This window comes from Streptomyces sp. NPDC079141 (genome assembly GCF_040686775.1).
GTDB lineage: Bacteria > Actinomycetota > Actinomycetes > Streptomycetales > Streptomycetaceae > Streptomyces.
Genome location: NZ_JBFBLP010000009.1, coordinates 71,897 through 94,108 on the forward strand (window position 1 = coordinate 71,897; position 22,212 = coordinate 94,108).

Consider the following 22,212-nt stretch of genomic DNA (forward strand, 5'->3'; position numbering starts at 1 on the left):
GATTCCGTTACGGCCCGACGGGCTGTGCGCAGCGGAATCCGATGTTGCCGGTGGAGGAGTCCGGCGTGTTCGGCATCCGGGCGGAGACGCGGTAGCGGCGGCAGTAGGAGGCGTGGCAGAGGTAGGAGCCGCCGCGCAGGGCGCGGGCGGTACCGTCCGACGGCCCGGCGGGGTGGAACCGGTCGGAGGTCCACTCCCAGACGTTGCCGGTCATGTTGTGCAGCCCGTAGCCGTTGGGTTCGAAGGCGTCCACGGGGCAGGTGCCGAGGTAGCCGTCGTCCAGGGTGTTGCGGTCGGGGAAGCTTCCGTTCCAGACGTTCATCCGGTGGCGGCCCGCGGGACGCAGTTCGTCGCCCCACGGGAAGCGGCGGCCCTCCAGCCCGCCCCGGGCGGCGTACTCCCACTCCGCCTCGGTGGGCAGTCGTCGGCCGGCCCAGGCGCAGTAGGCCATCGCGTCGTTCCACGACACGTGGACGACCGGGTGCTGCTCGCGCCCGGCCAGGTCCGACTCCGGGCCCTCCGGGTGCCGCCAGTCGGCACCCAGGACCTCCCGCCACCAGGGTGCGGCCGCGACCGCCCGGGTGGGTGGGAAGTCCTCGGGCAGGAGCCCGCCGAAGACGAAGGAGTTGCCGTACCGCTCGGCGTCGGTGACATGCCCGGTGGCCGCCACGAAGGCGGCGAAGCGCTCGTTGGTCACACAGTGCGGGTCGATCGCGAAGGGGCTGACGCGCACGCGGCGCACCGGCCCTTCGCCGTCCGCCGGGTAGGCGTGCACGTCGTCGGAGCCCATGGTGAACCAGCCGCCGTCCAGGCGGATCAGCCGCTCGCCGTCGCCGGGGCCGCCGTCCTGCGGTGAGTGGGCGGGCCGGTGAGCCGTCCGGTCCGGCGGTGCGGAGTGGCGCCCGGGTGTGCAGCAGCTGGGCACGTCTCGCGTCATGGACGTGGATCTCCTTTGACATCACCCGAGTGGCCTTCGCACCGTTCACCTGCGGCGCGCCGTTCCGCCTCACCCGTCGCGGGTGAGGCGGAACGGCGCGCCGGATCGTTCAGGCCTCGCCCTCCGGACGCGCCGGGGTCAGGCCTTCGGCGTCGGTCGTGGCGCGGCCGCTCGCCGCCATGAGGGCGATCAGCGCGAGGACGGCCAGCAGGATCAGTACCAGGAGCAGGATGGTCAGGGCGGTGGGATGGTTCCACAGTGCGAAGAGCAGGGCCACGATCAGCAGGGCGCCGAGAGTGATCCACCGCCGGTTCGCCTGGGTCCACACGCCGGCCCGGCCGGTCCGCACATGGTGGGCGTATCCCCAGGTGGCGGCCGAGTCCGCGGAGCGCTCCGCCGCTCCCCGTACCGCGACGGGCAGTCGGCCGGGGCCGATCAGATAGGCGCCCAGGGCGATGACGACGCCGAGCACGATCGCCGTGCGCAGAGCGACCCGCAGGAAGTGCAGCAGCGTGTCGAACACGGACGCCGCGGCGGCCTCCGACTGGATCTGCGACGGGAGGTGGTCGAGGTAGTAGCGGCGCGCGATCACCAGGCCGATGACGATGATCAGACAGGCGAACGCCGCTCCCAGTCCCGTGCGCGCCAGCGCCCGCCGCCTCTTGTGGGCCAGGAGCACGCCGACGGCGCCGAGCAGCACCACCAGTACGGGGAACCAGTTGCCCACCACGTCCAGGGCGTGCGCCAAGTCGCGGATCTGGTCGAGCTTGTCGGACTGGAAGAGCACCATCTGCTTGTTGACGTCCGGGATCTTGCTCGCGGGTTCCAGGCCCGCGTCCACCAGGTCTTCCTTGACGCGTTCCACGGCCTGACCGATGTCGAGGGTGACCGTGCCCTCGTCCACGCCGACCGCGCCACGGCCCTCACCGGTCAGGGCGTGCACCACCGCGCTGTGAGCCGTCCGGTTGGCGGTCGTCCAGACCTTCTCGAACCGGTCGCTCTCCACGAATCGGGTGGCGACCTTCTCGACGGCACCGTCGACGGCCGAGTCGAGCTGGGGCCCGAGCTTCTTCACCGCGTCCGCGGCGCGGGGCGGCAGGCCCTCGCTCTGCAGCCAGGTGGAGATGTCCGCCGCGACCTGAGGCCCGTCGACTCGTACGTCGGCGGCCTTGGTGATGCGGTTGACGGCCGCCGCCTCGATGTCCGGATCGCTCGCGAGCGGGGCGACCGTCTCCACATACCGATCGGTGTCGAGGGCGATGTCGTGCACCCACACCGTGAGCAGCGCGACCGGCACGAGGATGCAGGTGAGGACCAGGAGAACCGCCGAAGAGACGCTCCGTGCCCATCTGCCCGCCGCTGAGCCGTGTTTCGGGCCCGCCGAGTCACCCGTGGGTGGTTCCTGCTGGCTGGTCATCGGTGCTCCGTAAGGTGTAGGGGCCTGCCTCCATTTCCGCCGCCGGGCGCTGAAACCGCGCGCCCGGTTGGGCCGTACGGGTCAGGAGCCGTCGCGCGGCCGGGGACGGTACGGGCAACCACCCCGAACGGGTGAAGTCAGGCCGGCCGGGCCCTGGTGCGATAAGACGGCGGACCCATGATCCGAGGAGGCTGCCATGGCCGTTCCGTTCCGGGGGAGAATCGCGCAGGACATCCGCGACTCGGTGCCTGACTGGGATCCGTACAAGCAACCGGAGGCGCCGGACGGGGCGCCCAACGTCCTCTACCTGGTCTGGGACGACGTCGGGTTCGGAACGCTGGACCTCTTCGGCGGGCTCGTCGAGGCGCCCGCCATGCGCCGCGTCGCGGACGCGGGCGTCCGCTTCACCAACTTCCACACGACGGCGCTGTGTTCACCGACCCGCTCGTGTCTGATGACCGGCCGCAACGCCACCAGCAACGGAATGGCCTGCGTCACCGAGGCCACCAGCGGCTTCCCCGGCTCCAACGGAAGGACCCCGGCCGAGAACGCCAACATCGCCGAGGTACTGGTCGAACGCGGCTGGAACACCTACTGCATCGGCAAGTGGCACCTGTGCCCGGCCGAGGAGGAGAACATGGCCTCCTCCAAACGGCACTGGCCGCTCTCCCGAGGCTTCGAACGGTTCTACGGCTTCCTCGGCGGCGAGAGCGACCAGTACTACCCGGACCTGGTCTACGACAACCACCACGTCGAGGTGGAACTGACCCCTGAGCAGGGCTATCACCTGTCCAAGGACCTCGCCGACCGGACCATCGAGTTCATCCGTGACGCCAAGGTCATCGCGCCGGACAAGCCCTGGTTCACCTACCTGTGCCCGGGGGCCGGGCACGCGCCGCACCACGTCTCCAAGGAGTGGGCGGACAAGTACCGGGGCGTGTTCGACGACGGGTACGAGGTCTACCGCCGGATGACGCTGGAGCGCCAGATCGCGATGGGCATCATGCCCGAGGGAACCGAACTCACGCCGATCAATCCGCACGGTGAACCCGATGTGCTCGGCCCGGGCGGCAAGCCCTGGCCGCCCGGCGAGTTCGTGCGCCCCTGGGACTCCCTGTCCGACGACGAGAGGCGTGTCTTCGTCCGCATGGCCGAGGTGTTCGCCGGATTCGTGTCGTACACCGACGCCCAGCTCGGCCGCGTACTGGACTACCTGGAGGACTCCGGGCAGCTCGACAACACCGTCGTCGTGGTCGTCTCGGACAACGGGGCCAGCGGCGAGGGCGGCCCCAACGGCTCCCTGAACGAGAACAACTTCTTCAACGGTGTGCCCGACGACATGGCGGAGAACATCCGGCGGCTGGACGAACTCGGCAGCCCGACCACCTACAACCACTACCCGACCGGGTGGGCATGGGCCTTCGACACACCCTTCAAGTACTGGAAGCGGTGGGCGTCGTACGAGGGCGGCGTCGCCGACCCGATGGTGGTGTCCTGGCCGGCCGGGCTGAAGGCCGCGGGCGAGGTACGGCACCAGTACGTGCACGCCATCGACATCGTTCCCACGCTGTACGACCTGCTGGGCATCGAGCCGCCCGAGACCGTCAAGGGCCACCGGCAGAGCCCGATCGAAGGAGCGAGCTTCCGCCCGGTCCTTGAGGACGCCCGGGCGCCGGACCCGCGTTCGACCCAGTTCTACGTGATGCTGGGCTCCCGCGGGATCTGGCACGAGGGCTGGCACGCCACGGCCATGCACCCGCCGGCCCCGTCCGGCTGGGGGCGCTACGACGAGGACGTCTGGGAGCTGTACCACCTGCGCGAGGACCGCTCCGAGAATCGCGACCTCGCGGCGGAGCATCCCGAGAAGGTGGCCGAGCTCAAGCAACTGTGGGCGCGGGAGGCGGAGAAGTACAACGGTTTCCCGCTGGACGACCGCGGTGCGGTCGAGATCATGACCTCGCCGCGGCCGCAGCTCGCCCGGCCCCGCGAGCGCTACCTGTACTACCCCGACTGCGCGGACGTCCCCGAGTCGGTGGCCGTCAGCATCCGCGGACGCTCCTACACCATCGCCGCGGACGTGCACCTGGACACGCCCGACGCGCACGGCGTCCTGTTCGCCCACGGCGGCCGGTTCGGCGGCCACAGCCTGTATCTCCAGGACGAGCGGCTGCACTACGTCTACAACTGGCTCGGGCAGCTGGAGCAGAAGGTGACCTCCCAGGAGCCGGTGACCGTCGGCGACCACATCCTCTCCGCGTCCTTCACCCCCGAGGACGGCGCGGGGCCGATGGCGGAGGGAACCCTCACCCTGCGGGCGGACGACCGCGAGGTCGGGCAGATCCACATCAGGACCCAGCCCGGGATGTTCTCGCTGGTCGGGGAGGGGCTGTGCGTCGGCCGTGACAGCGGCCAGCCGGTGTCCGACGACTACGCCCCACCGTTCGCGTTCGACGGCGGCAGCATCCGGCACGTGCTGGTCGACGTAAGCGGACAGCCCTTCGCCGATGCCGAGAAGGAGGCCACGGGCGCGTTCATGCGCGACTAGACGCAACGGACCGGAGGGCGGAGGGGCCTGGATGAGCGGTGGCGCGTGGCCCGTGGTGGCCGTGGCGGGTGTCACGGCCGCGTATGCCCTGGGGTCACGGCGGCTGTCGTCGACGCCGGTCTCGTCGGCGATGGTCTTCGTCGGCGCGGGGATGCTCATCGGCCCGCTGGGGCTGGACATCGTCGACCTCGCCCATGACTCCGAGCTGATCGTCGCCCTGCTGGAGGCCGCCCTGACCCTGGTGCTGTTCACCGATGCCATGACCGTCCACAGACGGGACCTGCGCACCGGCGGCTTCCTGCCCGGCCGTCTCCTCGGCATCGGCCTGCCGCTGACCATCGGGGCGGGCTGGCTGCTCGCCTGGCCGCTGCTCCCGGGGCTGACCGTGTGGGAACTCGCGCTCGTCGCCGCGATCCTCGCCCCCACCGACGCGGCTCTGGGCAAGACCGCCATGTCCAGCCCGCGGGTTCCCCCGCTGGTACGGCAAGGTCTGAATGTCGAGAGCGGACTGAACGACGGCATGGTGCTGCCCTTCTTCGTCCTGTTCCTGGCGGCCATCCCCGGCACGGCCGCCTCCGAGGACGGGGTGGCCGGCGCCTTCTGGCAGGCGTTGCTGCTGAGCAGCGTCATCGGCCTGGCGGTCGGCGTGATCGGCGGCCGGCTGCTGCAGGCGGCACGGGGCAAGGGGTGGGTCGACCGGGAGTGGCGCATGCTCTTCGTCCCGGCCGTCGCGGCGGCGTCGTACGGGCTCGCGGTGGTGGTGGACGGCAGCGGCTTCATCGCCGCCTGGGTCGCCGGTTTCGCCTTCGGAGTCGTCCTGCGTCGGTTCCCGGTCGAGGGGAAACCGAGCACCGATGACACGGCCGACTTCACCGAGACACTCGGCGGGCTTCTGGCCTCGGTCAGCCTCATGCTCTTCGGAGCGGTGCTGCTCGGCCCGGCGCTGGAGCATCTCAGCTGGCGGATCGTCGGGTATGCGGCACTCAGCCTCACCGTCGTGCGGATGGTGCCCGTGGCGCTCGCGCTCGCCGGCAGCGGCCTGCGGCCGCCGACCGTCGCGTACATCGGCTGGTTCGGGCCACGCGGACTGGCGTCCGTCGTCCTGGGACTGCTCGTGGTGGGGGAGGACACGGCCGTGGCCGGGGTTCAGCTCCTGGGTGAGGTCGTGGCGGTCACGGTGGGCCTCAGCGTGCTGCTGCACGGTGTCTCTGCCGTGGGGCTGGCCGACAGGTACGGCGCCTGGCACGAGCGGGCCGCCGCGAGCGCCCGCGGTGAGCTGCGCGAGGGCATGCCCGTGCCGGCGGTGCCCGAGGTACCGGGGCGCGGCCGGCCGGGCGGGCAGCCCCCGCGGTGAGCCGGCGGAGGCGCCGATCAGGCCGTCGGCCCTGCGGAGACCGGCGGTCCGCTGTGAGCGCCGGTCACGCCGTGAGATCGATCCGGGTCCCCGCCCCCTCCTTCCGCGCCAGATCGATCAGCAGCCGCGCCACGGCCAGATCCTGAATCCCCACGCCGACAGAGTCGAACAGGGTGATGTCCTCGTCCGAGGTACGGCCCCGGACCCGGCCGGTCAGCACCGCACCCAACTCGGCGCGGAAGTCGTCCTCGGTCAACGCTCCTTCGGCGAGCGGGACGAGGACCTCGCCGGACTTGTGGCGCGCCGTGGTGAAGGAATCGACGACGATCCGGGACCGCACGACGCCGTCGGTGTCGATCTCCCGGTGGTCCGGGCGCGGTGGCGCGCCGACCGCGTTGATGTGCTGACCCGGCGTCAGCCAGGCGCCCCTGACCAGGGGTTCACGTGACGGGGTCAGTGTGCACAGGACGTCGGCCTCCTCGGTCACGGCCCGCGGGTCGGCCGCCGGGACCGCGTCCAGGCCCAGTTCGGCCGAGATCCAGGCGGCCAGTTCGGCGCTCCGCTGCCGCGTTCGTCCCCACAGCACCACCCGGTCCCAGTCCCTGGTCGTGTGCAGCGCGCGGGCGTGGGCCCGGGCCAGCGGTCCTGTTCCGATCAGGCCCAGCACCCGGGCCCCGGGCCGGGCCAGGGCTCGGGTGGCGACCGCGGTGGCCGCCGCCGTACGGACCCGGGTCAGTACGGCGCCGTCCAGCACCGCCTCCACGGCGCCCGACTCCGCCGACACGGCCAGCACCGCCGAACGCTGCACGGGCAGCCCGCGCTCCCGGTTGGCGGGCAGGTCGGCCAGCAGCTTCACCGCGGCCAGACCGGCAGGGCCGGAGGCGGCGGCCATGGCGAGGAAGGTGCCGTCCGAGTCCGGCACGCCCATCGCCGGGGGAGCGGGCAGCGCGGCCAGGCCCAGGGCGAGGTCCCGGTGGGCCTGTTCCACGGCCGCCTCGACCGCGGCGGTGGCGTCCGCGAGCAGGCCGTGGATGTCGGAACGGGTCAGGATCAAGGTCATCGTGGCTGGACTCCAGTACGTACGGGCGACGGGGTCAACTGCTGCGCGCGAACGGCACGGTGAGCCCGGCCGGGGCCCGGCTGCGCCCGACCAGTCCGCTCACGGCGAGCAGCGCGAACAGGTACGGCAGCGTGGTCAGCAGCGGCGCGGAGACATGCAGGCCGAGAGCGGGCGCCGCGAACTGCAACGCCTGCGCCACACCGAAGAAGAGACACGCCACGACGGTCGGCCAGGCCCGCCAGCGGCCCGCGATCACCGCGACGACCGCGAGATATCCGATCCCCGCCGTGATGTTGTCGCTGAAGCCGTGCACCTCGGACAGGGCGAGCTGGGCGCCGGCCAGGCCCGAGGCGGCCCCCGTCACCAGCACCGTGGCGCAGCGGATCGCCCGCACCGGCAGACCGCAGCGGTCGGCGGTCGTGGCGTCCTCGCCCACCGCGTCGACGGCGAGGCCCCAGGGGGTCCGCCGAGTGCATCCCACGGCCAGGACGACCGTGACGGCGCAGGCCGCGTAGCCGAGCGCGGTCATCTCGAACAGGGCCGGGCCGACCACCGGAAGCTCGTGCAGCCCCGGCACCGGCAACGGATCGAAGCCGGGCACCGCATCCGCGTCACCGTCGCCGAACAGCAGCCGCGCCGCATACGTCGTCGCACCCAGCGCGAGCGCGTTGAGGGTGATGCCGGTGACGATCTGGTCGGCGCGCAGGGCGACGCTGAGCACCGCCTGGACCAGGGCGACCAGCAGACCCGCGGCCAGCGCGGCGCACACCCCGACGGCGGCGCTGCCCGAGGCCAGCGCGCCCGCTGCGCCCGCGAACGCGCCGGTGAGCATCATCCCTTCCACCGACAGGTTCAGTACGCCCGCACGCTCACTGAGCAGTTCCCCGGCCGAGGCCAGCAGCAGTGGAATCGCCAACCGCACGCCGCCCGCGGCGAGTTCGTCGACCACGGCGCTCATGAGCCGCTCCGGTGACGCCGGTTGCTCCACAGCATGGCGGCCGCGATGAGCAGCACCAGGACGCTCTGGACGATCTGCACGGAGGAGGCGGGCACCCCCGCCGCCAACTGCAGATTGATTCCGCCGCTGTTGAGGAAGCCGAGAAGCAGGGACACGGCCGCTACCGCGACGAGCGAGCCACGGGCCAGCAGCCCTACGACCAGCCCGGAGAAGCCGTATCCGGAGGAGAAGTGCTCCGCGAGCACGTACGGAGCCGTGGCGACGAGGCACGCGCCCGCCACCCCGGCCAGCCCGCCGGCGACCGCGAGTCCGCCCTCCTGCAAGCGCTCCACCGGCAGTCCGAGCCGGGCGGAGGCCGCGGGGGAGTGGCCCACCGACTTCAGCTTCAGCCCCACCGCGGTGCCTCGCAGAACGACGCCGGTCACGACGACCGCCACCACCGCCAGCACGACGATCGCCGTCGCGGGCGACTCCACCCCGGCCACCAGCGGCAGTTGCGCCCCCGCCGGCAGCGGTGCGGACTGCGGGAGCGTCTCCGACGACGTCACGGGCTGACGCAGCAGTCCTTCCTCGTGCACGGCGACGGACACCGCGCCTGCGCCCACGAAGTTGAGCAGCAGCGTCGTGATGACCTCACTGGTGCCGCGCCGAGTCTTCAGCACGCCTGCGACCGAGGCCCAGGCGGCTCCGGCGGCGAAACCGGCCAGCAGGATCAGGGGCACACCGATCGCGGAGGGCACCTGCGCGGGCAGGGCCAGGCCGGTGGCGGCGGCAGCGAGACCGCCCGCGCACAGCTGCCCCTCTCCGCCGACGTTTACCAGACCGGCCCGGTGCGCGACGGTGAACCCGGTGGCGATCAGGGCGAGTACGGCGGCCGAGTTCAGGGAGCTGCCCACCGAGTAGGGCGAACCGAACATGCCCTCGTCGAGGGCAGCCCAGGCGGCCGTGGGAGCGGCGCCCGCGGCGACGACGAGCAGCACGCCGACACCGCCTGCGGCCACGGCGGCCAGGAGAGCGAGGGACAGGGGATGCCGGAGGCGAGGGCGCGGGGGCGCCAGGGATGCGGTCATGGGGGTCCTCGGGGTGAGGGGGGAGGGGGAGGGGGTACGAGGGTTCAGGCGCCGGTCGCGTGCACGGCCGAGGGCTCCGGGTCCGCGACCGTTCCGGCGCCGAGCATCAGACGGCCGACCCGCTTCCGCGCATCCGGCGCGTCCGCGGACACGGGCTCGGACAGACGGCCGCGGTAGGCGACGGCCACCCGGTCGCACAGGGCGAGGAGTTCGTCCAGTTCGGACGAGACGACCAGGACACCGGCCCCGCGCGCGGCCGCCTCGCGGATCCGGTGGTGCACGGCGTCCACGGCGCCGACGTCCAGACCACGGGTGGGCTGTGCGGCGGCGAGACAGGTCAGCGGGTCCAGGGCCAACTCCCGGGCGAGGACCACCTTTTGCTGGTTGCCACCCGACAGCGACGCCATCGGGGCGTCCGGGCCGTCGACGCGGATGCCGTGCTCGGCGATCACACCCTCGGCGGCCCGGCCCAGGGCACGGCGGTCCAGGAACACCCGGCCGCGTCGGAAGCGGTCGAGCCGCCCGAGGAACAGGTTCTCCGCGACGGAGAGCTCGGCCACGCACCCTTCGTGGTGCCGGTCCTCGGGCACCACTCCGAGCCCGGCGAGGGACCGCCGGCGCGGCGCCGCCCCGGTGACGTCCACACCACCCACGACGACGGTCCCGGCCTGGGCGGCGAGCGAACCCCCGATCACGGCCATCAACTCGCTCTGCCCGTTGCCCTCGACCCCGGCGACGCCCACGATGTCGCCCGCGGCGACGTCGAGGGACACGTCGTCGAGCGCGGGTGTGCCGTCGGCGCGGCGCACGGTGATGCCGCGCAGGCGGAGGGCAGGTGTCCGGTCGCGGGGACCCGTGGCGAGACGCGTCGTTCCGGGCCGGACCGTATCCAGCCCGTCCGTCATCCCCTGCTCGTCGCCGTCGCCGTCGCCGTCGCCGTCGCCGTCGCCGTCGCCCGAGCGCCCCGCCCCGAGCCCGATCGTGCCCGACAGCGCAGGGTCCAGTCCGTCTGCCGACCGGCCGATCATCAGCGGTACGAGACGCTCGGCAGGCAGCTCGGTCAGCGGTCCGCCGCCGGCGACCCGGCCGCCCCGCAGGACGGTGGCCGCGTCTCCGGCCCGGGCGACCTCGCCGAGTTTGTGGGTCACCAGGACCACCGCACCGCCCGCGTCGGCGATGCGTCGGCAGGTGGTGAGGAGGGCGTCGACGCCCGCCGGGTCCAGGACGCCGGTCGGTTCGTCGAGGAGCAGCAGCCGCGGTTCCCGCAGCAGCGCCTTGACGATCTCCACGCGCTGGCGCAGCCCGACCGGCAGCGCGTCGATCCGCGCGTCCAGATCCAGGGACAGGCCGTACTCCCGCGCCACCCGGTCCAGACGGGCCGGTAGGTCGGGCAGCCGCAGCAGCCGTAGGTTCTCGACCACCGTCAGGGTGGGGACGAGACTGAAGTGCTGATGGACCATGGCGATCCCGGCGGCGAGGGCGTCGGCGGGGCGGCGCGGCGCGTAGGGGCGGCCATACAGCCGCATCGAGCCGTCGTCCGCCGTGAGGCCCCCGCCGATCAGATGGCACAGGGTCGACTTGCCGGCGCCGTTCTCGCCCAGGACGCAGTGCACGCTGCCGGGCGGGACCACGAGGTCGACGCCGTCGAGCGCGCGTACCGCGCCGAACGCCTTGGCGAGGCCGCGTACTTCCAGCGCGGGAACCGTCGTGCTCATCGGGTCGTGATCTCCCCGGACACGATCTTCGCCCTGAGGTCGTCGAGCTTCTTGCCGACCGCGGGATCGGGGCTGCCGCACAGCACGATGTCGTTGTGCGGTTCCTCGAAGGTGAGCCCGAAACGGACCGCCTCGGCCTTCCAGGTGCCGGCCGCGAGCTGGTCGGCGGCGTACTCGATCTCCGCGCCGATGTCCGTCTCGACATAGCCCGCGTAGGCGGGGTCGGCGGAGCAGTCGTGGGCGATGGGCCCGCCGATCAGCGTGGTGCCGCTCTGCGTGGCTGCCTGGGCGACGCCCCTGTGCCCCAGGTTGAGGATCTGGCCGAGGACGTCCGCCCCGGCCCCGTAGTCCGCCAGTGCCGACTGCTTTCCCTTGGCCGCGTCGTTGAAGTCGCCCACGTACTGCGGTGCGAGGACCTTCACCTCCGGGTCGGCCGCCCGGGCGCCGTTCTCGTACTCCTCGGCGGCGTTGACGATGGCGGGCAGCTCGGCGCCGCCGACGAAGGCGACCTTCTTCGTCTTGGAGAGCAGCGCGGAGGCGGCGCCCGCGAGGTAGGCGCCCTCGGCCTGCTGGGGGTCGTAGAGCGCGAGGTTGGCCAGCGGCTTGGCGTCGGCCGGGCCGCCGATCTCGGCGAACCTGACGTTGGGGAAGCGGGCGGCGACCTTGCGTACGGCCGCGTCGGTCTGGCCGCCGAGCGAGATGACGAGGTCGGAGCCGGTGGCGAAGCGCACCAGCGCCTGCTCGTAGTCGGCCGGGGCGACCTGCTCGACCTTGCTGAAGCTGATCGTGCCGCCGTGCCGCTTCGCGGCGCGCTGGTAGCCGCGGTACGCCGACTCCATGAAGCCGTCGTCGGAGAGCGAGCCGGGGAAGAGCACGCCGACCTTCAGTCCGCTCGCGTCGGCGGCGCCGGACGAGGAGTCGCCGCAGCCGGACAGGGCGACCAGCGTGCCGACGGCCGCCGCGCAGGTCAGGGATCGGTGGATGGGGGAGTACGCCACTGGGAGCCTCCGGGGGACAGGGCCCGTGAGCCATTTACTGGTATACCGTTAAGTGGCATCAGTGTCCGAGCCCTCTGTTTCACCGGTGTTAGGGCGCGGTTAGCACTCGCCGCGTCTCCGCGAGCGCCGCCTAGAGTGGGCAGCCCCGGAAAGTGGAGGAAACCTCTGGTGAACGCAGCCCAGCCGGCCGCCGAGCCGCGCGGCTCCCTGCGTCAGCGTGCGTACGACTCGCTGCGCCGTCGGATCGTGGAGGCCGAACTCCAGCCCGGACAACGGCTGGTGGAGCGGGACCTCGCCGCCGAACTGGAGGTCTCCCGCATCCCCCTGCGCGAGGCCCTGCGGCTGCTGGAGGCCGACGGCCTCGTCCTCCTCGTCCCGCACCGGGGCGCCCTGGTCGCGCCGTTCACCCCGGCCGACGTCCGCGACCTGTTCGACGTACGCGAATCACTGGAGTCCCTGGCCGCCCGGCTGGCGGCCGAACGCGCCGACCGTCCTGGCCTCGACCGTCTCGCGGCCCGCCTCGACAGCGCCCGCGCCGCCACTCGCGCGGGTGACCGCGACGCCATCGCGGCCGCCAATGCGGGCTTCCACAACGACATCGTCGACCTTGCCGCCAATCCGCTGCTGACCGGCATGATGCGCCCGCTGGAGGCACGCACCCACTGGCTCTTCCGGCTCACCGCCCAGCGCGACCCGGGCCAACAGTGCGCCGAACACGAGCAGTTGCACGAGGCCATCGCGGCCGGGGACGCCGACCGGGCCGCCTCACTCGCCCACGACCACGTGGCCGCGGGGCGCGCGTTGAGCGTCGCCCTCGCGGCCGAGTGGTCCCTGCCGGAGATCGACCCCGAGGCCGTCGCGATGCGCCGCAGGCGAAAGCGGTGACGGCCCGGGCCGTCAGCAGGGCCTGCGCCACACCCCGAGTTCCAGCTTCTTGCGCATCGACGACAGCTTCAGACGGCGGGACTCCGGGCAGAACTCGGCGGTCGGTTCGGCGTACTCCACATGGAAGACCGCCTTGCCGGCCGCGACGAACGGAGTCAGCTGCGCGCACTCGTCGTACTGGGCGCACTCCTCGTTCACCGCGAAGTCGAAGTACCGAACCAGCTGCGGGATTTGAGGCAGGTCGTTCTTCAACCCCACGGACAGGCCCCGCCGGTGGGCGATCTCCGCGATCATCCGGTTGTACCGGAGCTGGTCCCGCGCGGTGAGCGGGAAGCCGGTGTCGTTGCCGTACCCCTCCATCAGATCCGGCTCCACGGCGTCGAAGCCCTTGTCCCGGCACATGTCGAACCGCCGCTCCATGACCGGCCGGAGCGCGGACACCTGGCGGATGTCCAGCCAGCGCTCGCCCTTCCAGCCGTTGGGCCGTCCGAGCACGGAGGCGGGGAACGCGTCCTTGTCGGGCCGGAAGTCCTCCCAGGCCCCGACGTTGACGTAACAGATCACCTTGCGTCCGTCGCGGTGCAGCCGCGCCACGTCCGCCCGGGAGTTCTCGAAACCGTCGATGTCGTAGACCGGCACGTCGACCGAAGGGTCCACCCGCCCGTCGAGCTGCCACTGCCAGGCCAGCCCGGGACGCGGCCGCCAACGCGCGGACGGCGCCGCGCCCGATCCGGACGCGGGCGCCGCCGACGACGTGCCCGCCCCTGTCGGCGCCGCGTCCCCGTTTCCCGAGCACCCGGCAACCCCCGTGAGGGCGAGTGCGGTCAGCAGGGCGGCTCCCGCCCGCACGGCATTCCTCATCGCTGTGCTCCGGTCAGTGCGGGGGTCAACTCGGTCCAGGGGTTGGGCTGTTCACCCGTGACGGGCCCCGACACCGCCGCACCGCGTTCGTGTGCCGTCCGCACGGCCAGCGGGACGAGCGCCTTTGGCACACCGTAGACGAGATGGCAGAACCGCTCTGGCGGATGCCGCGCGGTCCACGCCGGGCGGCTGAACGCCGAGACGTACGTCGACCAGTGCCCCTCGAAGGTGACCGTCAGGTCGGCCAGCCGGACGTAGCCCGGCGCCGGGTGGACGCCCGGGTTCATGACCACGGTGGAGGCCCCCAGCCGGCGCACCGACCGCACCAGCCTCCGGCAGCCCGCCAGCCTGTCCGGTGAGGCCGGCACCCGGTCCAGGAAGCAGCCGTCGGCCGCGTACCAGTCCCGGTGCCGGCGCACCTCGTCGACGACCTCGGCCGGCTCGCGCGCCCCGTAGTCCGTGTCCGCGTAGCCCAGCACCCGGGCACCCGCCGCGCGCAGGGCCTCGGCCGCGGCCGTGAACGCCGGGTCGGGCTCCGCGCCCGGACCGCTCGCCGGGTTGAGGATCACCGCGTAGGTGCGCGCGACGCCCGAGATCAGCCGGTGCCAGGCACCGGGATCCTCGGCCGGATGGACGTACAGCGGAATCAGCAGGCTCACGGCGCCCGACCGCCCTTCCAGAGCGCGGTCAGTGACTCCTCCAGCGTGCGCGTCGGGCGCCAGTCGAGGGCGTGGTACGCGGCCGAGACGTCCGAGCACTGCCAGGACACCTGTGCCGAGCGGGCGGAGCTGGGTGCGGTCTCCTCGACGCGGCCGCGGAAGCCGGCCAGATCGGCGAGCAGGCGCACCAACTCACGTACCTGCACGGGTGATCCGCCGCCGATGTTCAGCACGGACGGCAGCGGTCCCGGCCGGCCGACCGCCAGCTCCACGGCGCGCGCCACATCGCGTACGTCGACGAAGTCGCGGTACGCCGACAGATCGCCGAGCCTGAGCACCGCCTCCGGATCGGGGCCCGCCTCGCGCAGCAGGGCGGCGACCCGGCCGGGCAGCCCGGTCGCCGGGGCCCCGGGGCCGACGGGATTGCCCACCCGGAGCACGACCGAGTCCAGGCCGGAGGCGGCCACCGCGGCCGTGCCCGCGAGCTTGGTCGCGCCGTACGGGCCGACGGGGCTGGTGGCGGCCGACTCCGTCACCCGGACGTCCGGGACGCCGGGGCCGTACTCGGCGGCCGAGCCCAGATGGACCAGCCGTGCGGCCGGTGCCGCCGCCCGCAGCGCCGCGCACAGCACGGCAGGGGCGCGGGCGTTGACCTCGGCGAGCGTGACGGCGTCACCGCCGGTCGCGCCCGCGCAGTTGACCACCGCGTCGGGCGCCGCCGACTCCAGCGTCTTCGCCAGCCGTTCCGGGTCGGCGCAGGCGAGGTCGATGCGGTGGTCGGCGTCGGGGGAGCGGCCGCCGCCGAGCACCTGCGTGCCCGGCAGGGCACGCAGCCGCTCGACGACATGACCGCCCAGATAGCCGGTGAAGCCCAGGACGAGAATGCGCATGCGGTGCTCAGGCTCCCTTGAGCAGAAGGGACTTGCGGCTGGTGAACTCGGCGTTGGCCCGGTCGTAGTCGTCGGGGCGGCCGATGTCCAGCCAGTAGCCGTCGAACTCGTAGGCGTGCGGCGGCTGTTGGCTCGCGAGCAGGTCCAGGACCAGTTCGTCGAAGCCCAGTGGCAGCCCCGGGGTGTAGGCGTCGAGCGTGGCGCGCGACAGCCCGTAGACGCCCATGGAGACGCGGTAGTCCATGCTCGGCTTCTCGGTGAACGCCACCACCTTGCTGGCGTCGGTGGTCAGCACCCCGAAGTCGATGTGCACCTTGCGCACGTACGTGGCGATGGTCAGCGGCGCGCCCGACTGCCGGTGCCTGTGCAGGACGTCGGCGTAGTCGAGGTCGGTGAGGACGTCGCCGTTCATCACCAGGAAGTTCTCGGGCAGTCGGTCGCGTAAGGACAGCAGCGGGCCCATGGTGCCGAGGGGGCTGTCCTCGGTGGCGTAGTCGACGTTCATGCCCCACTGGGAGCCGTCGCCGACGTAGGCGCGGATGATCTCCCCGAGGTGTCCGATGGCGAGGGTGCAGTGGGTGAAACCGGCCGCCGAGAGCTGGCGCAGCACGATTTCGAGGATCGCGTGCTGGTCGCCGATGGGCACGAGCGGCTTGGGCAGGGCGGTGGTGTAGGGGCGCAGCCGGACGCCCTTGCCTCCCGCGAGGATCACTGCGTGCATGGGACTGCTCCTTTGTGGGGGGTCAGATGTTGTAGATGCCGGTCTTGTAGCGGGCCAGGTTGGCCGGGTCGCGGAAGAACTCCACGGTGCGGGCGAGCCCCTCCTCCAGGGTGTGCGCGGGCTGCCAGCCGGTCGCCGTGTGCAGCCGGCTCGCGTCGGCGACCAGCCGCATCACCTCGGAGGCGGCGGGCCGCAGACGTGCGGTGTCCTCGCGTACGTCGAGCGCGGTGTCCATCACCTTGCCGATCAGCGCGACCAGGTCGCCGACCGAGATCTCGCCGCCGGTCCCGGCGTTGAACGTGCGGCCCACGACCCGCTCCGCGGGCGCGGTGCCCACCGCGAGGAACGCCTGCGCCGTGTCCTTGACGAAGGTGAAGTCCCGGGTGGGGCGCAGATCTCCGAGGGTGATGGTGCGCGCGCCGGCCGCGACCTGGCCGATGACGGTGGGGATCACCGCCCGCATCGACTGGCGCGGGCCGAAGGTGTTGAACGGCCGCAGCGTCACCACCGGGGTGCCGAAACTGGCGTGGTAGCTGTCGGCCAGCCGGTCCCCGCCCGCCTTCGAAGCGGCGTACGGGGACTGTGTGTTGATGGGATGGTCCTCGGTGATCGGCACGGTCTGCGCGGTGCCGTACGTCTCGCTGGTAGAGGTGTGCACCAGCCGCGGCGTGCCCAGGGCGCGGGCCGCCTCCAGCACATTGAGGGTGCCGGTGACGTTGGTGTCCACGTAACTGTGCGGTGCCTGGTAGGAGTACGGGATCGCGATGAGGGCGGCCAGGTGGTACGCGCAGTCGGCGCCCTCCAGCAGAGCGCGGACCGAGCCGGGGTCGCGGACGTCGCCGAGGACGATCTCGACGTGGTCCAGGACGTCGGACGGCAGGGTCTCCAGCCATCCGTAGGACGAGAAGGAGTTGTACTGGGCCATCGCCCTGACGCGGTGGCCGGAGGCGATCAGCGCCTCGGTGAGATGGGAGCCGATGAAGCCCTCGGCCCCGGTGACGGCGGCGAGCGGTGCGGAGGTCAACTCAGGGGTCCTTCCGGTTGGTTGGAGGTGCTCGGGGGCGCGGGCCGGCTCAGACGTGCGGGGCGGGCCGGCCGAGCGTCCACAGCGCGCATACGGTCAGACAGAGCGCCGCGACCCCGTAGCACAGGGGGAGCGCGGGCAGATCCAGCAGCGTGACGGTGGCGGCGCCCGCGGCGGCGAGCAGACAGATCACGGCCGGCGGCCAGGCCGTACCGAACGCCTGCAGCAGCAGGGCCGTCCACAGGGTGGCCGCGAGCGGCAGCAGCGCCTGCGGGTCGCTGCCGGTGAGCAGGGCCGCGGGCACCAGGGGCAACAGATACCCAAACACACAGATGCCGAGGACGCCTGCCGAGCGCCACAGGAACGCGACCGGCGTCGCGGCCGCCCGCAGCGCATCCACCGACAGCCCGCGAAACCGGTACAGCAGCCACTCGGCGGGCCCCATCGACACCGTCAGCACGATCACCGCGTACGGATGCCGCCGCCCCTCCAGCAGCACCAGAATCCCGGCCGCCAGCCCGAACAGGCCGTACGGCAGGGACCGGTGACGTGGTGGCGGGGGAGCGCCGGGCGCGGACGGCGTGGCGAGGGCGGCCCGCAGCGTGTATCCGGTGACGGCGAGCGTCGCGAGCAGCGCCAGCGCGGGCAGCCCGGCCCGCAGCACCGGCCCCGGCTCCCACCAGGGCAGGACGGCGGAACCGGCGACCAGGGGAGTCAGCGCCGCCAGCAGCAGCCACTCCCCGCCCAGCACCAGCAGCACACCCGCCGCGGCCAGATAGACCGACTGCGCGGCCGCCACCAGGGTCACCGGGCCGCCCTGCGCGGCGAGCGCCGCGCAGGCCGTCGCCGCGGCGGCACCGAGCGGGGCGCCCGTCAGCAGCGTCCGGCCGGCCTCCCGGCGGCCCGTCGCCATCCGCAGATGGGCCCGGTGCCCGAGTGCCTGTCCCCACGCCCACGAGACGAGTCCCGCGACGATCAGCGCGGTGGCGTGGCGGGCGGTGTGCCACAGGGGAGCGGCGAGCAGATAGGCGAGTCCGGGCAGCGCGAAGAGCACCCCGCGCAGCAGACAGCGCACATGGTCCGGGCGCCAGGGATCGGCCGCCGGCGCGGGCTCGGGAAACGTCCGCGGCACCCGTTCGTACAGGGCGGAGGCGAGCGCGAAGATGTCCGGCTGCCCGTACCGCTCCTGGACCACCGCGGCGGTCAGTCCCTCCGACTCCAACAGGGCGGCCACCTCGTAGGGATGGACGGCCGGTCCGATGCGGTCGGCGAGCTCGGCGGCCAGACGGTCCACGTCGGCCTGCTGCCCTGCGTGCCGTGGCAGACCCAGGTAGGGCCCGGCCAGCCGGAGCGCGAGCGTTTCCTCTTCCGCACCCCGCGGTTCGAGTGCCATCGGCCCGCTCATACGGCCAGGCTCCTTGCCGGGGCCGGGAGGTCCGGTACGACCGGAACCGGGTTGCGCAGCTCCTGATAGATCGCGCGGAAGGTGTCGATGGTCCGGCGCAGTGTGAACTGCTCGATCACCCGCAGCCGCGCCGCCTCGCCCATCGCCGCACGCCGCCCGGGGTCGCCCAGCAGCTCCAGCGCGGCGGCCGCCATCGCGGCCGGATCCCGGGGCGGCACCACGAGCCCGGTGTCGCCGACGGCCTCGCGGACCCCGCCGACATCGGTGGAGACCGTGGCCCGCCCGCACGACATCGCCTCGATCAGCGTGAACGGGAAGCCCTCGCTGATGCTGGAGAGCATCACCACGTTGCCGGCCGCGTAGGCGTCCTTGATGTCGTCGACCCGGCCCTCGAAGGTGACGGCGTCCGCGTGCCCCAGCTCCGCGGCCAGCGCCTGGCACCTGTCCCGGTACGCCTCCCCGCCGCGCGGTGTGCCGCCGAACAGCCGCAGCCGCGCCTCGGGTTGCCGCTCCCGGACGAGGGAGAAGGCGCGGATGAGAGTCTCCAGGTCCTTGATCGGGTCGACGCGCCCCGCCCAGCTGAGGGTGGGTACCTCGGGTTCGGGGCCGGCGGGCGGGAACGCGGCCGGATCGACGCCGTTGTAGACGGTCCGGATCGACTCCGGCGCGGCACCGCCCTGTTCCTCCCACAGGCGGTTGTAGCGGTTGCCCGGTGTGATCAGGGCGGCCCGCCGGTAGGTCTCCTCCGCCAGCAGCCGGAAGAAGCCCAGGACGACCGCCTTCACCGGCCAGCGGTAGGGGGCCGTGCGGTAGCCGAGATAGCGCTCGCGCAGATAGACGCCGTGCTCGGTCAGCAGCAGCGGAACGCCGTGGCGTTCGAGCGCCGCCAGCCCAGGGAGTACGGCGACGCCGCCGCTCACCGCGTGTGTCACCCCGTCGGTGGGCACTGGAGCGGCGAGCGGGCGCAGCGCGTGCTCCAGCAGTGCGGTGGCGGTCAGCGCGTCGTGCAGCGTGGGCCGCGCCTCCCGCACGACCAGCCCCGGCCGGTTCCACACCGAGGCGAGCACGGAGACGGCCCGGTCACCGCGGAGGAAGGGGCTGAGCGTGCCGTCCGCCGCGGCCCGCGCGAGCGTGGCCAGGGCGGGCGCGAAGCCGTCCTCGGCGCACGGGTCGAGGAGCGCGGTCAGGAACCGCTCGTAGGCCTGGGCGAGGCGGTTGCGGGCCCGTCCTCGGGGCGGGTTGCCCTGCGGTGGTGCGCCCCACATCGGGACGGACCAGACGCGGGACACATGGGCGGGCAGCTCCCATACGACGGGTTCATGTCCGGTGCCGGTGACGGCGACGATGTCGAAGTGCAGGTCGGGCATGCCACGGACGAGCTGGTCGCACCAGACGCTGACGCCTCCGTGGCTGTGCGGATAGGTGCCTTCGGTGAGCAGGGTGACGCGCGTCGCGCCGGAGCGGCGCGCGTCGGGGTGAACGTGCATCGATGTGCTCCACGGCCGAGGTGTGGGGTGGTCGTGCCGGTCCCGGCCGCGCGTGGGCGGCCGGGACCGTCGGTCGGTGCGCCGTTCAGTTCGCCGCGGTGTGCTCTCTCGTCCCTTCCGGGATCCGGGTGGTGGGCGCCGGGTCCGTGACCGGCGCCGGTTCGGCGGTGGTGGTGGGCGCCTGCGTCGCGGAGGACGGCAGGGCGAGGGTGAGCGGGGCGCCGGTCGAGGCGGTCCAGCCGGACCGTTCACCGGCGTAGGCCTCGCCGAACGCGGCTCCGGCCAGCGTGGTTCCGGTGGGCATGGTCGCGGTGACCGCGACGCCTTCGGGTGCCTCGACGGTCACGGTGTCCGCGATCCGGTAGGCGCTCACCCGGCCGTCCTCAACCGCCGTCTTCCAGGCGGCACGCCGTTGCAGTTCGGCGCCGATGGTCTTCATCCGCAGGTTCACCACGGGCGTGTTGGCGGCGAACAGCGCGTCGTAGCCGTCGAGGACGCCGTTGAGCACCGGGTAGGCGATGCGGTCCTCGGCGAGGTTCGACTGGTGGATGAAGTGCGGTTTGGGGTCGTTGGAGAGGACATGGCCGAGGGCCGTGGCGGTCTCCAGCGGCACGATGTAATCGGCGTAGCCGGTGGCGGTGTCCAGCGGCTCCGTCAGACAGGTGGAGGTGGCCGGGTTGTCCTCGCAGATGCCGCTGCCGCCCTGGGCGCGGCTCGTGTAGATCCAGTTGTACTCGTCGACCTGCTCGGCCGCCCGGCCCGCGTTGTAGAACACGTTCATCGGGTAGCGGGGCACGGTGGTCGACGGGCCGACCTGCCGCTGCTGCGGATCCCGGGAGTTGTCCGAGGCGAGCCAGGTGATGCCGGTGTCGGCCAGGGCGAGCGCCAGGTTCGGGTTGTCGTCGGGCTGCTGCGGCAGCACCTTCAGCCCGGAGTGTTCCCCGGTGACCAACTCGTCGTTGTCCAGGGGCAGTCCGGCGTTCTCTCCCCACGCCCGGTTGGTGGCGATCTCGTCGGCGACGGCCGTCCGGCTCACCCAGCGGACGCTGCCGTCGGTTTCGGTGGCGCACCGCCACGGCACGACCGTGGTGTCCTGCTCGCAGCCGAGGAAGGCGTGCGTGTACGTGTGGTTGATCCAGCGGAAGCGTGACCGGTCGGCGACGAGCTTGTCGGCGAGCGGGTCGGCCCCGTCGTTGTCCTCGCGGTGATCGACGCTGCCGGCGCCGTTGTAGACCATGTCGAGGGTGAAGCCGTGGCTGTCCTGCCAGGCGGTGGCGAGGTCGACGTCCTCGGGCGTCATCCGGATGGGGTCGGGTGTGCCCGCGCCCTCCGGGCAGTCCACGTCGCCGGGCGTGCAGTTCAGTTCGGAGTTCCAGCGGTCGTCGGCGGCGAACACGTCGTCGACGTGCACGGCGAAGTAGTTCCGTGACGCGCCCAGGTGGACCCCGCCCGTCATCCACTCCACGATGCCGCGGGCCAGCAGCCGGAACTGCTGCTGGTACTGGTTGTAGACGAACGTGACGACGAGCTCGCGGCGCCCGTCGTGCCGGTACTCGCCCACCAAGGAGCCGCGCTGCGCGGAGCCGGGGATCGCGGCGTCGACGTAGGGCGTGAACTCCGCGCCCGCGACGGGTGTCGATAGGTAGGCGTAACTCTCGCCGACGGACGGGGAGTTGTCCTCGAAGGGGACCGCGCCGTCGAGGTAGTCGAAGGGGCCCGCCCGCCCGGCGTCCGTCACCTCGGCCCGCACTCCGTCCAGGCTCCCGGAGTAGTCGGGGTACTGAAGGCCCGCCTCGGGGCGCGCGTAGGTGTAGGCGTCGACCTGCGGGATGCCGTAGGTCTGCTCGTAGGCCACCAGGGCCGCCATCTCGGCGGAACCGGCCGCGAACGGGTTGTCGTTGGGCAGCACGACCGCCTGGTACTTGGCCCGCGGCCGCCCGTCGACGGTGTCCGCGAGCAGCTCCGCGTCGATCACCGGCCGGCCGGCCGCGGTCAGGTCGATCTCGGTGTACGGCGTGCCTGCCGTGTCCAGTTCGGCCGCTATGGCGTCGGTGGACGGGCCGCCGTCGCTCACGACCAGGACCCGCAGATCGATGCGGGGCGTGCTGTCGGCCTGGGCCGCGCCGGCCGGAAGGCCGAGCGCGGCGATGACTGCACCCACCGTGAGTGCAGTGGTGCATAAGATCCGCTTCATGCGGTTTTGTCCCCTCCCCGGGCAGGGGTGGG

At 72.7% G+C, this 22,212-nt stretch carries 18 protein-coding genes; 3 read left to right on the forward strand and 15 right to left on the reverse strand.

The annotated features are described in order from the left end of the window. Nucleotides 1–7: 7 nt before the first annotated feature. Together AB0Q90_RS24320 and AB0Q90_RS24325 are read right to left on the reverse strand one after the other, a co-directional pair. A complete protein-coding gene (locus AB0Q90_RS24320) occupies nt 8–937 on the reverse strand; it encodes a formylglycine-generating enzyme family protein (RefSeq protein ID WP_363161462.1) in 930 nt (309 codons plus the stop codon). Nucleotides 938–1,046: 109 nt separating this feature from the next. After that, entirely contained in the window at nt 1,047–2,354 is a 1,308-nt protein-coding gene (locus tag AB0Q90_RS24325; RefSeq protein ID WP_363161463.1) for a hypothetical protein, read from the reverse strand. 196 nt (nt 2,355–2,550) lie between these two features. Here AB0Q90_RS24325 and AB0Q90_RS24330 point away from each other — a divergent pair, with 196 nt between their 5' ends. Both AB0Q90_RS24330 and AB0Q90_RS24335 read left to right on the forward strand, forming a co-directional pair. Further along, nucleotides 2,551–4,899, forward strand: a complete 2,349-nt coding sequence (locus AB0Q90_RS24330) for an arylsulfatase (RefSeq protein ID WP_363161464.1) — start codon at nt 2,551–2,553, stop codon at nt 4,897–4,899. Nucleotides 4,900–4,930: 31 nt separating this feature from the next. Next, nucleotides 4,931–6,253, forward strand: a complete 1,323-nt coding sequence (locus AB0Q90_RS24335) for a cation:proton antiporter (protein WP_363161465.1) — start codon at nt 4,931–4,933, stop codon at nt 6,251–6,253. Nucleotides 6,254–6,317: 64 nt separating this feature from the next. Here the strand turns inward: AB0Q90_RS24335 and AB0Q90_RS24340 are convergent, their stop codons facing one another. The 5 genes from AB0Q90_RS24340 to AB0Q90_RS24360 are packed head-to-tail and all read right to left on the reverse strand — an operon-like array spanning nt 6,318 to nt 12,054. Next, nucleotides 6,318–7,313 (reverse strand): ornithine cyclodeaminase family protein, encoded by a 996-nt coding sequence (locus AB0Q90_RS24340; protein ID WP_363161466.1) that lies wholly within the window; start codon nt 7,311–7,313, stop codon nt 6,318–6,320. Between the two features lie 34 nt (nt 7,314–7,347). Further along, nucleotides 7,348–8,271 carry an ABC transporter permease gene (locus AB0Q90_RS24345; protein WP_363161467.1) on the reverse strand — a complete coding sequence of 308 codons (924 nt, stop codon included), beginning with the start codon at nt 8,269–8,271 and terminating at the stop codon, nt 7,348–7,350. Then, the gene (locus AB0Q90_RS24350; RefSeq protein WP_363161468.1) at nt 8,268–9,341 is read right to left on the reverse strand and encodes an ABC transporter permease; all 1,074 of its coding nucleotides are present in this window, start codon (nt 9,339–9,341) and stop codon (nt 8,268–8,270) included. Before AB0Q90_RS24350 ends, AB0Q90_RS24345 begins: the two co-directional genes overlap by 4 nt. A gap of 44 nt (nt 9,342–9,385) precedes the next feature. Then, nucleotides 9,386–11,056 (reverse strand): ATP-binding cassette domain-containing protein, encoded by a 1,671-nt coding sequence (locus AB0Q90_RS24355; protein WP_363161469.1) that lies wholly within the window; start codon nt 11,054–11,056, stop codon nt 9,386–9,388. Next, entirely contained in the window at nt 11,053–12,054 is a 1,002-nt protein-coding gene (locus AB0Q90_RS24360; RefSeq protein ID WP_363161470.1) for a BMP family protein, read from the reverse strand. Before AB0Q90_RS24360 ends, AB0Q90_RS24355 begins: the two co-directional genes overlap by 4 nt. 168 nt (nt 12,055–12,222) lie before the next feature. Here AB0Q90_RS24360 and AB0Q90_RS24365 point away from each other — a divergent pair, with 168 nt between their 5' ends. Beyond that, a complete protein-coding gene (locus AB0Q90_RS24365) occupies nt 12,223–12,939 on the forward strand; it encodes a GntR family transcriptional regulator (protein ID WP_363161471.1) in 717 nt (238 codons plus the stop codon). Nucleotides 12,940–12,951: 12 nt separating this feature from the next. Here AB0Q90_RS24365 and AB0Q90_RS24370 read toward each other — a convergent pair whose 3' ends face one another. The 8 genes from AB0Q90_RS24370 to AB0Q90_RS24405 all read right to left on the reverse strand — a co-directional run bounded on the left by AB0Q90_RS24370 (nt 12,952) and on the right by AB0Q90_RS24405 (nt 22,180). Further along, nucleotides 12,952–13,800, reverse strand: coding sequence for an endo alpha-1,4 polygalactosaminidase (locus AB0Q90_RS24370; RefSeq protein WP_363161472.1), 849 nt, complete (start codon nt 13,798–13,800; stop codon nt 12,952–12,954). Then, on the reverse strand, nt 13,797–14,459 hold the full coding sequence (locus AB0Q90_RS24375; RefSeq protein WP_363161473.1) for a spherulation-specific family 4 protein: 663 nt from the start codon (nt 14,457–14,459) through the stop codon (nt 13,797–13,799). Before AB0Q90_RS24375 ends, AB0Q90_RS24370 begins: the two co-directional genes overlap by 4 nt. Next, nucleotides 14,456–15,349 (reverse strand): NAD(P)-dependent oxidoreductase, encoded by an 894-nt coding sequence (locus AB0Q90_RS24380; RefSeq protein WP_363161474.1) that lies wholly within the window; start codon nt 15,347–15,349, stop codon nt 14,456–14,458. Before AB0Q90_RS24380 ends, AB0Q90_RS24375 begins: the two co-directional genes overlap by 4 nt. Before the next feature lie 7 nt (nt 15,350–15,356). Then, nucleotides 15,357–16,070, reverse strand: a complete 714-nt coding sequence (locus tag AB0Q90_RS24385; RefSeq protein ID WP_363161475.1) for a nucleotidyltransferase family protein — start codon at nt 16,068–16,070, stop codon at nt 15,357–15,359. 22 nt (nt 16,071–16,092) lie between these two features. After that, nucleotides 16,093–17,094 (reverse strand): GDP-mannose 4,6-dehydratase, encoded by a 1,002-nt coding sequence (locus AB0Q90_RS24390; protein ID WP_363161476.1) that lies wholly within the window; start codon nt 17,092–17,094, stop codon nt 16,093–16,095. 49 nt (nt 17,095–17,143) lie between these two features. Beyond that, entirely contained in the window at nt 17,144–18,499 is a 1,356-nt protein-coding gene (locus AB0Q90_RS24395) for a hypothetical protein (protein ID WP_363161477.1), read from the reverse strand. Continuing rightward, nucleotides 18,496–19,986, reverse strand: a complete 1,491-nt coding sequence (pelF, locus tag AB0Q90_RS24400) for a GT4 family glycosyltransferase PelF (protein WP_363161478.1) — start codon at nt 19,984–19,986, stop codon at nt 18,496–18,498. The genes AB0Q90_RS24395 and pelF overlap by 4 nt, the downstream gene beginning before the upstream one ends. A gap of 85 nt (nt 19,987–20,071) precedes the next feature. Next, nucleotides 20,072–22,180, reverse strand: coding sequence for a hypothetical protein (locus AB0Q90_RS24405; RefSeq protein ID WP_363161479.1), 2,109 nt, complete (start codon nt 22,178–22,180; stop codon nt 20,072–20,074). Nucleotides 22,181–22,212: the final 32 nt, after the last annotated feature.

Excerpts from the sequence above, each read along its gene's own strand:
- AB0Q90_RS24345 (WP_363161467.1), bottom strand. The coding sequence starts at position 8,271 with ATGAGCGCCGTGGTCGACGAACTCGCCGCGGGCGGCGTGCGGTTGGCG.
- AB0Q90_RS24335 (WP_363161465.1), top strand. The coding sequence starts at position 4,931 with ATGAGCGGTGGCGCGTGGCCCGTGGTGGCCGTGGCGGGTGTCACGGCC.
- AB0Q90_RS24325 (WP_363161463.1), bottom strand. The coding sequence starts at position 2,354 with ATGACCAGCCAGCAGGAACCACCCACGGGTGACTCGGCGGGCCCGAAA.
- AB0Q90_RS24380 (WP_363161474.1), bottom strand. The coding sequence starts at position 15,349 with ATGCGCATTCTCGTCCTGGGCTTCACCGGCTATCTGGGCGGTCATGTC.
- AB0Q90_RS24395 (WP_363161477.1), bottom strand. The coding sequence starts at position 18,499 with ATGAGCGGGCCGATGGCACTCGAACCGCGGGGTGCGGAAGAGGAAACG.
- AB0Q90_RS24330 (WP_363161464.1), top strand. The coding sequence starts at position 2,551 with ATGGCCGTTCCGTTCCGGGGGAGAATCGCGCAGGACATCCGCGACTCG.
- AB0Q90_RS24385 (WP_363161475.1), bottom strand. The coding sequence starts at position 16,070 with ATGCACGCAGTGATCCTCGCGGGAGGCAAGGGCGTCCGGCTGCGCCCC.
- AB0Q90_RS24340 (WP_363161466.1), bottom strand. The coding sequence starts at position 7,313 with ATGACCTTGATCCTGACCCGTTCCGACATCCACGGCCTGCTCGCGGAC.
- AB0Q90_RS24370 (WP_363161472.1), bottom strand. The coding sequence starts at position 13,800 with ATGAGGAATGCCGTGCGGGCGGGAGCCGCCCTGCTGACCGCACTCGCC.
- AB0Q90_RS24405 (WP_363161479.1), bottom strand. The coding sequence starts at position 22,180 with ATGAAGCGGATCTTATGCACCACTGCACTCACGGTGGGTGCAGTCATC.
- pelF (WP_363161478.1), bottom strand. The coding sequence starts at position 19,986 with ATGCACGTTCACCCCGACGCGCGCCGCTCCGGCGCGACGCGCGTCACC.
- AB0Q90_RS24355 (WP_363161469.1), bottom strand. The coding sequence starts at position 11,056 with ATGAGCACGACGGTTCCCGCGCTGGAAGTACGCGGCCTCGCCAAGGCG.
- AB0Q90_RS24320 (WP_363161462.1), bottom strand. The coding sequence starts at position 937 with ATGACGCGAGACGTGCCCAGCTGCTGCACACCCGGGCGCCACTCCGCA.
- AB0Q90_RS24350 (WP_363161468.1), bottom strand. The coding sequence starts at position 9,341 with ATGACCGCATCCCTGGCGCCCCCGCGCCCTCGCCTCCGGCATCCCCTG.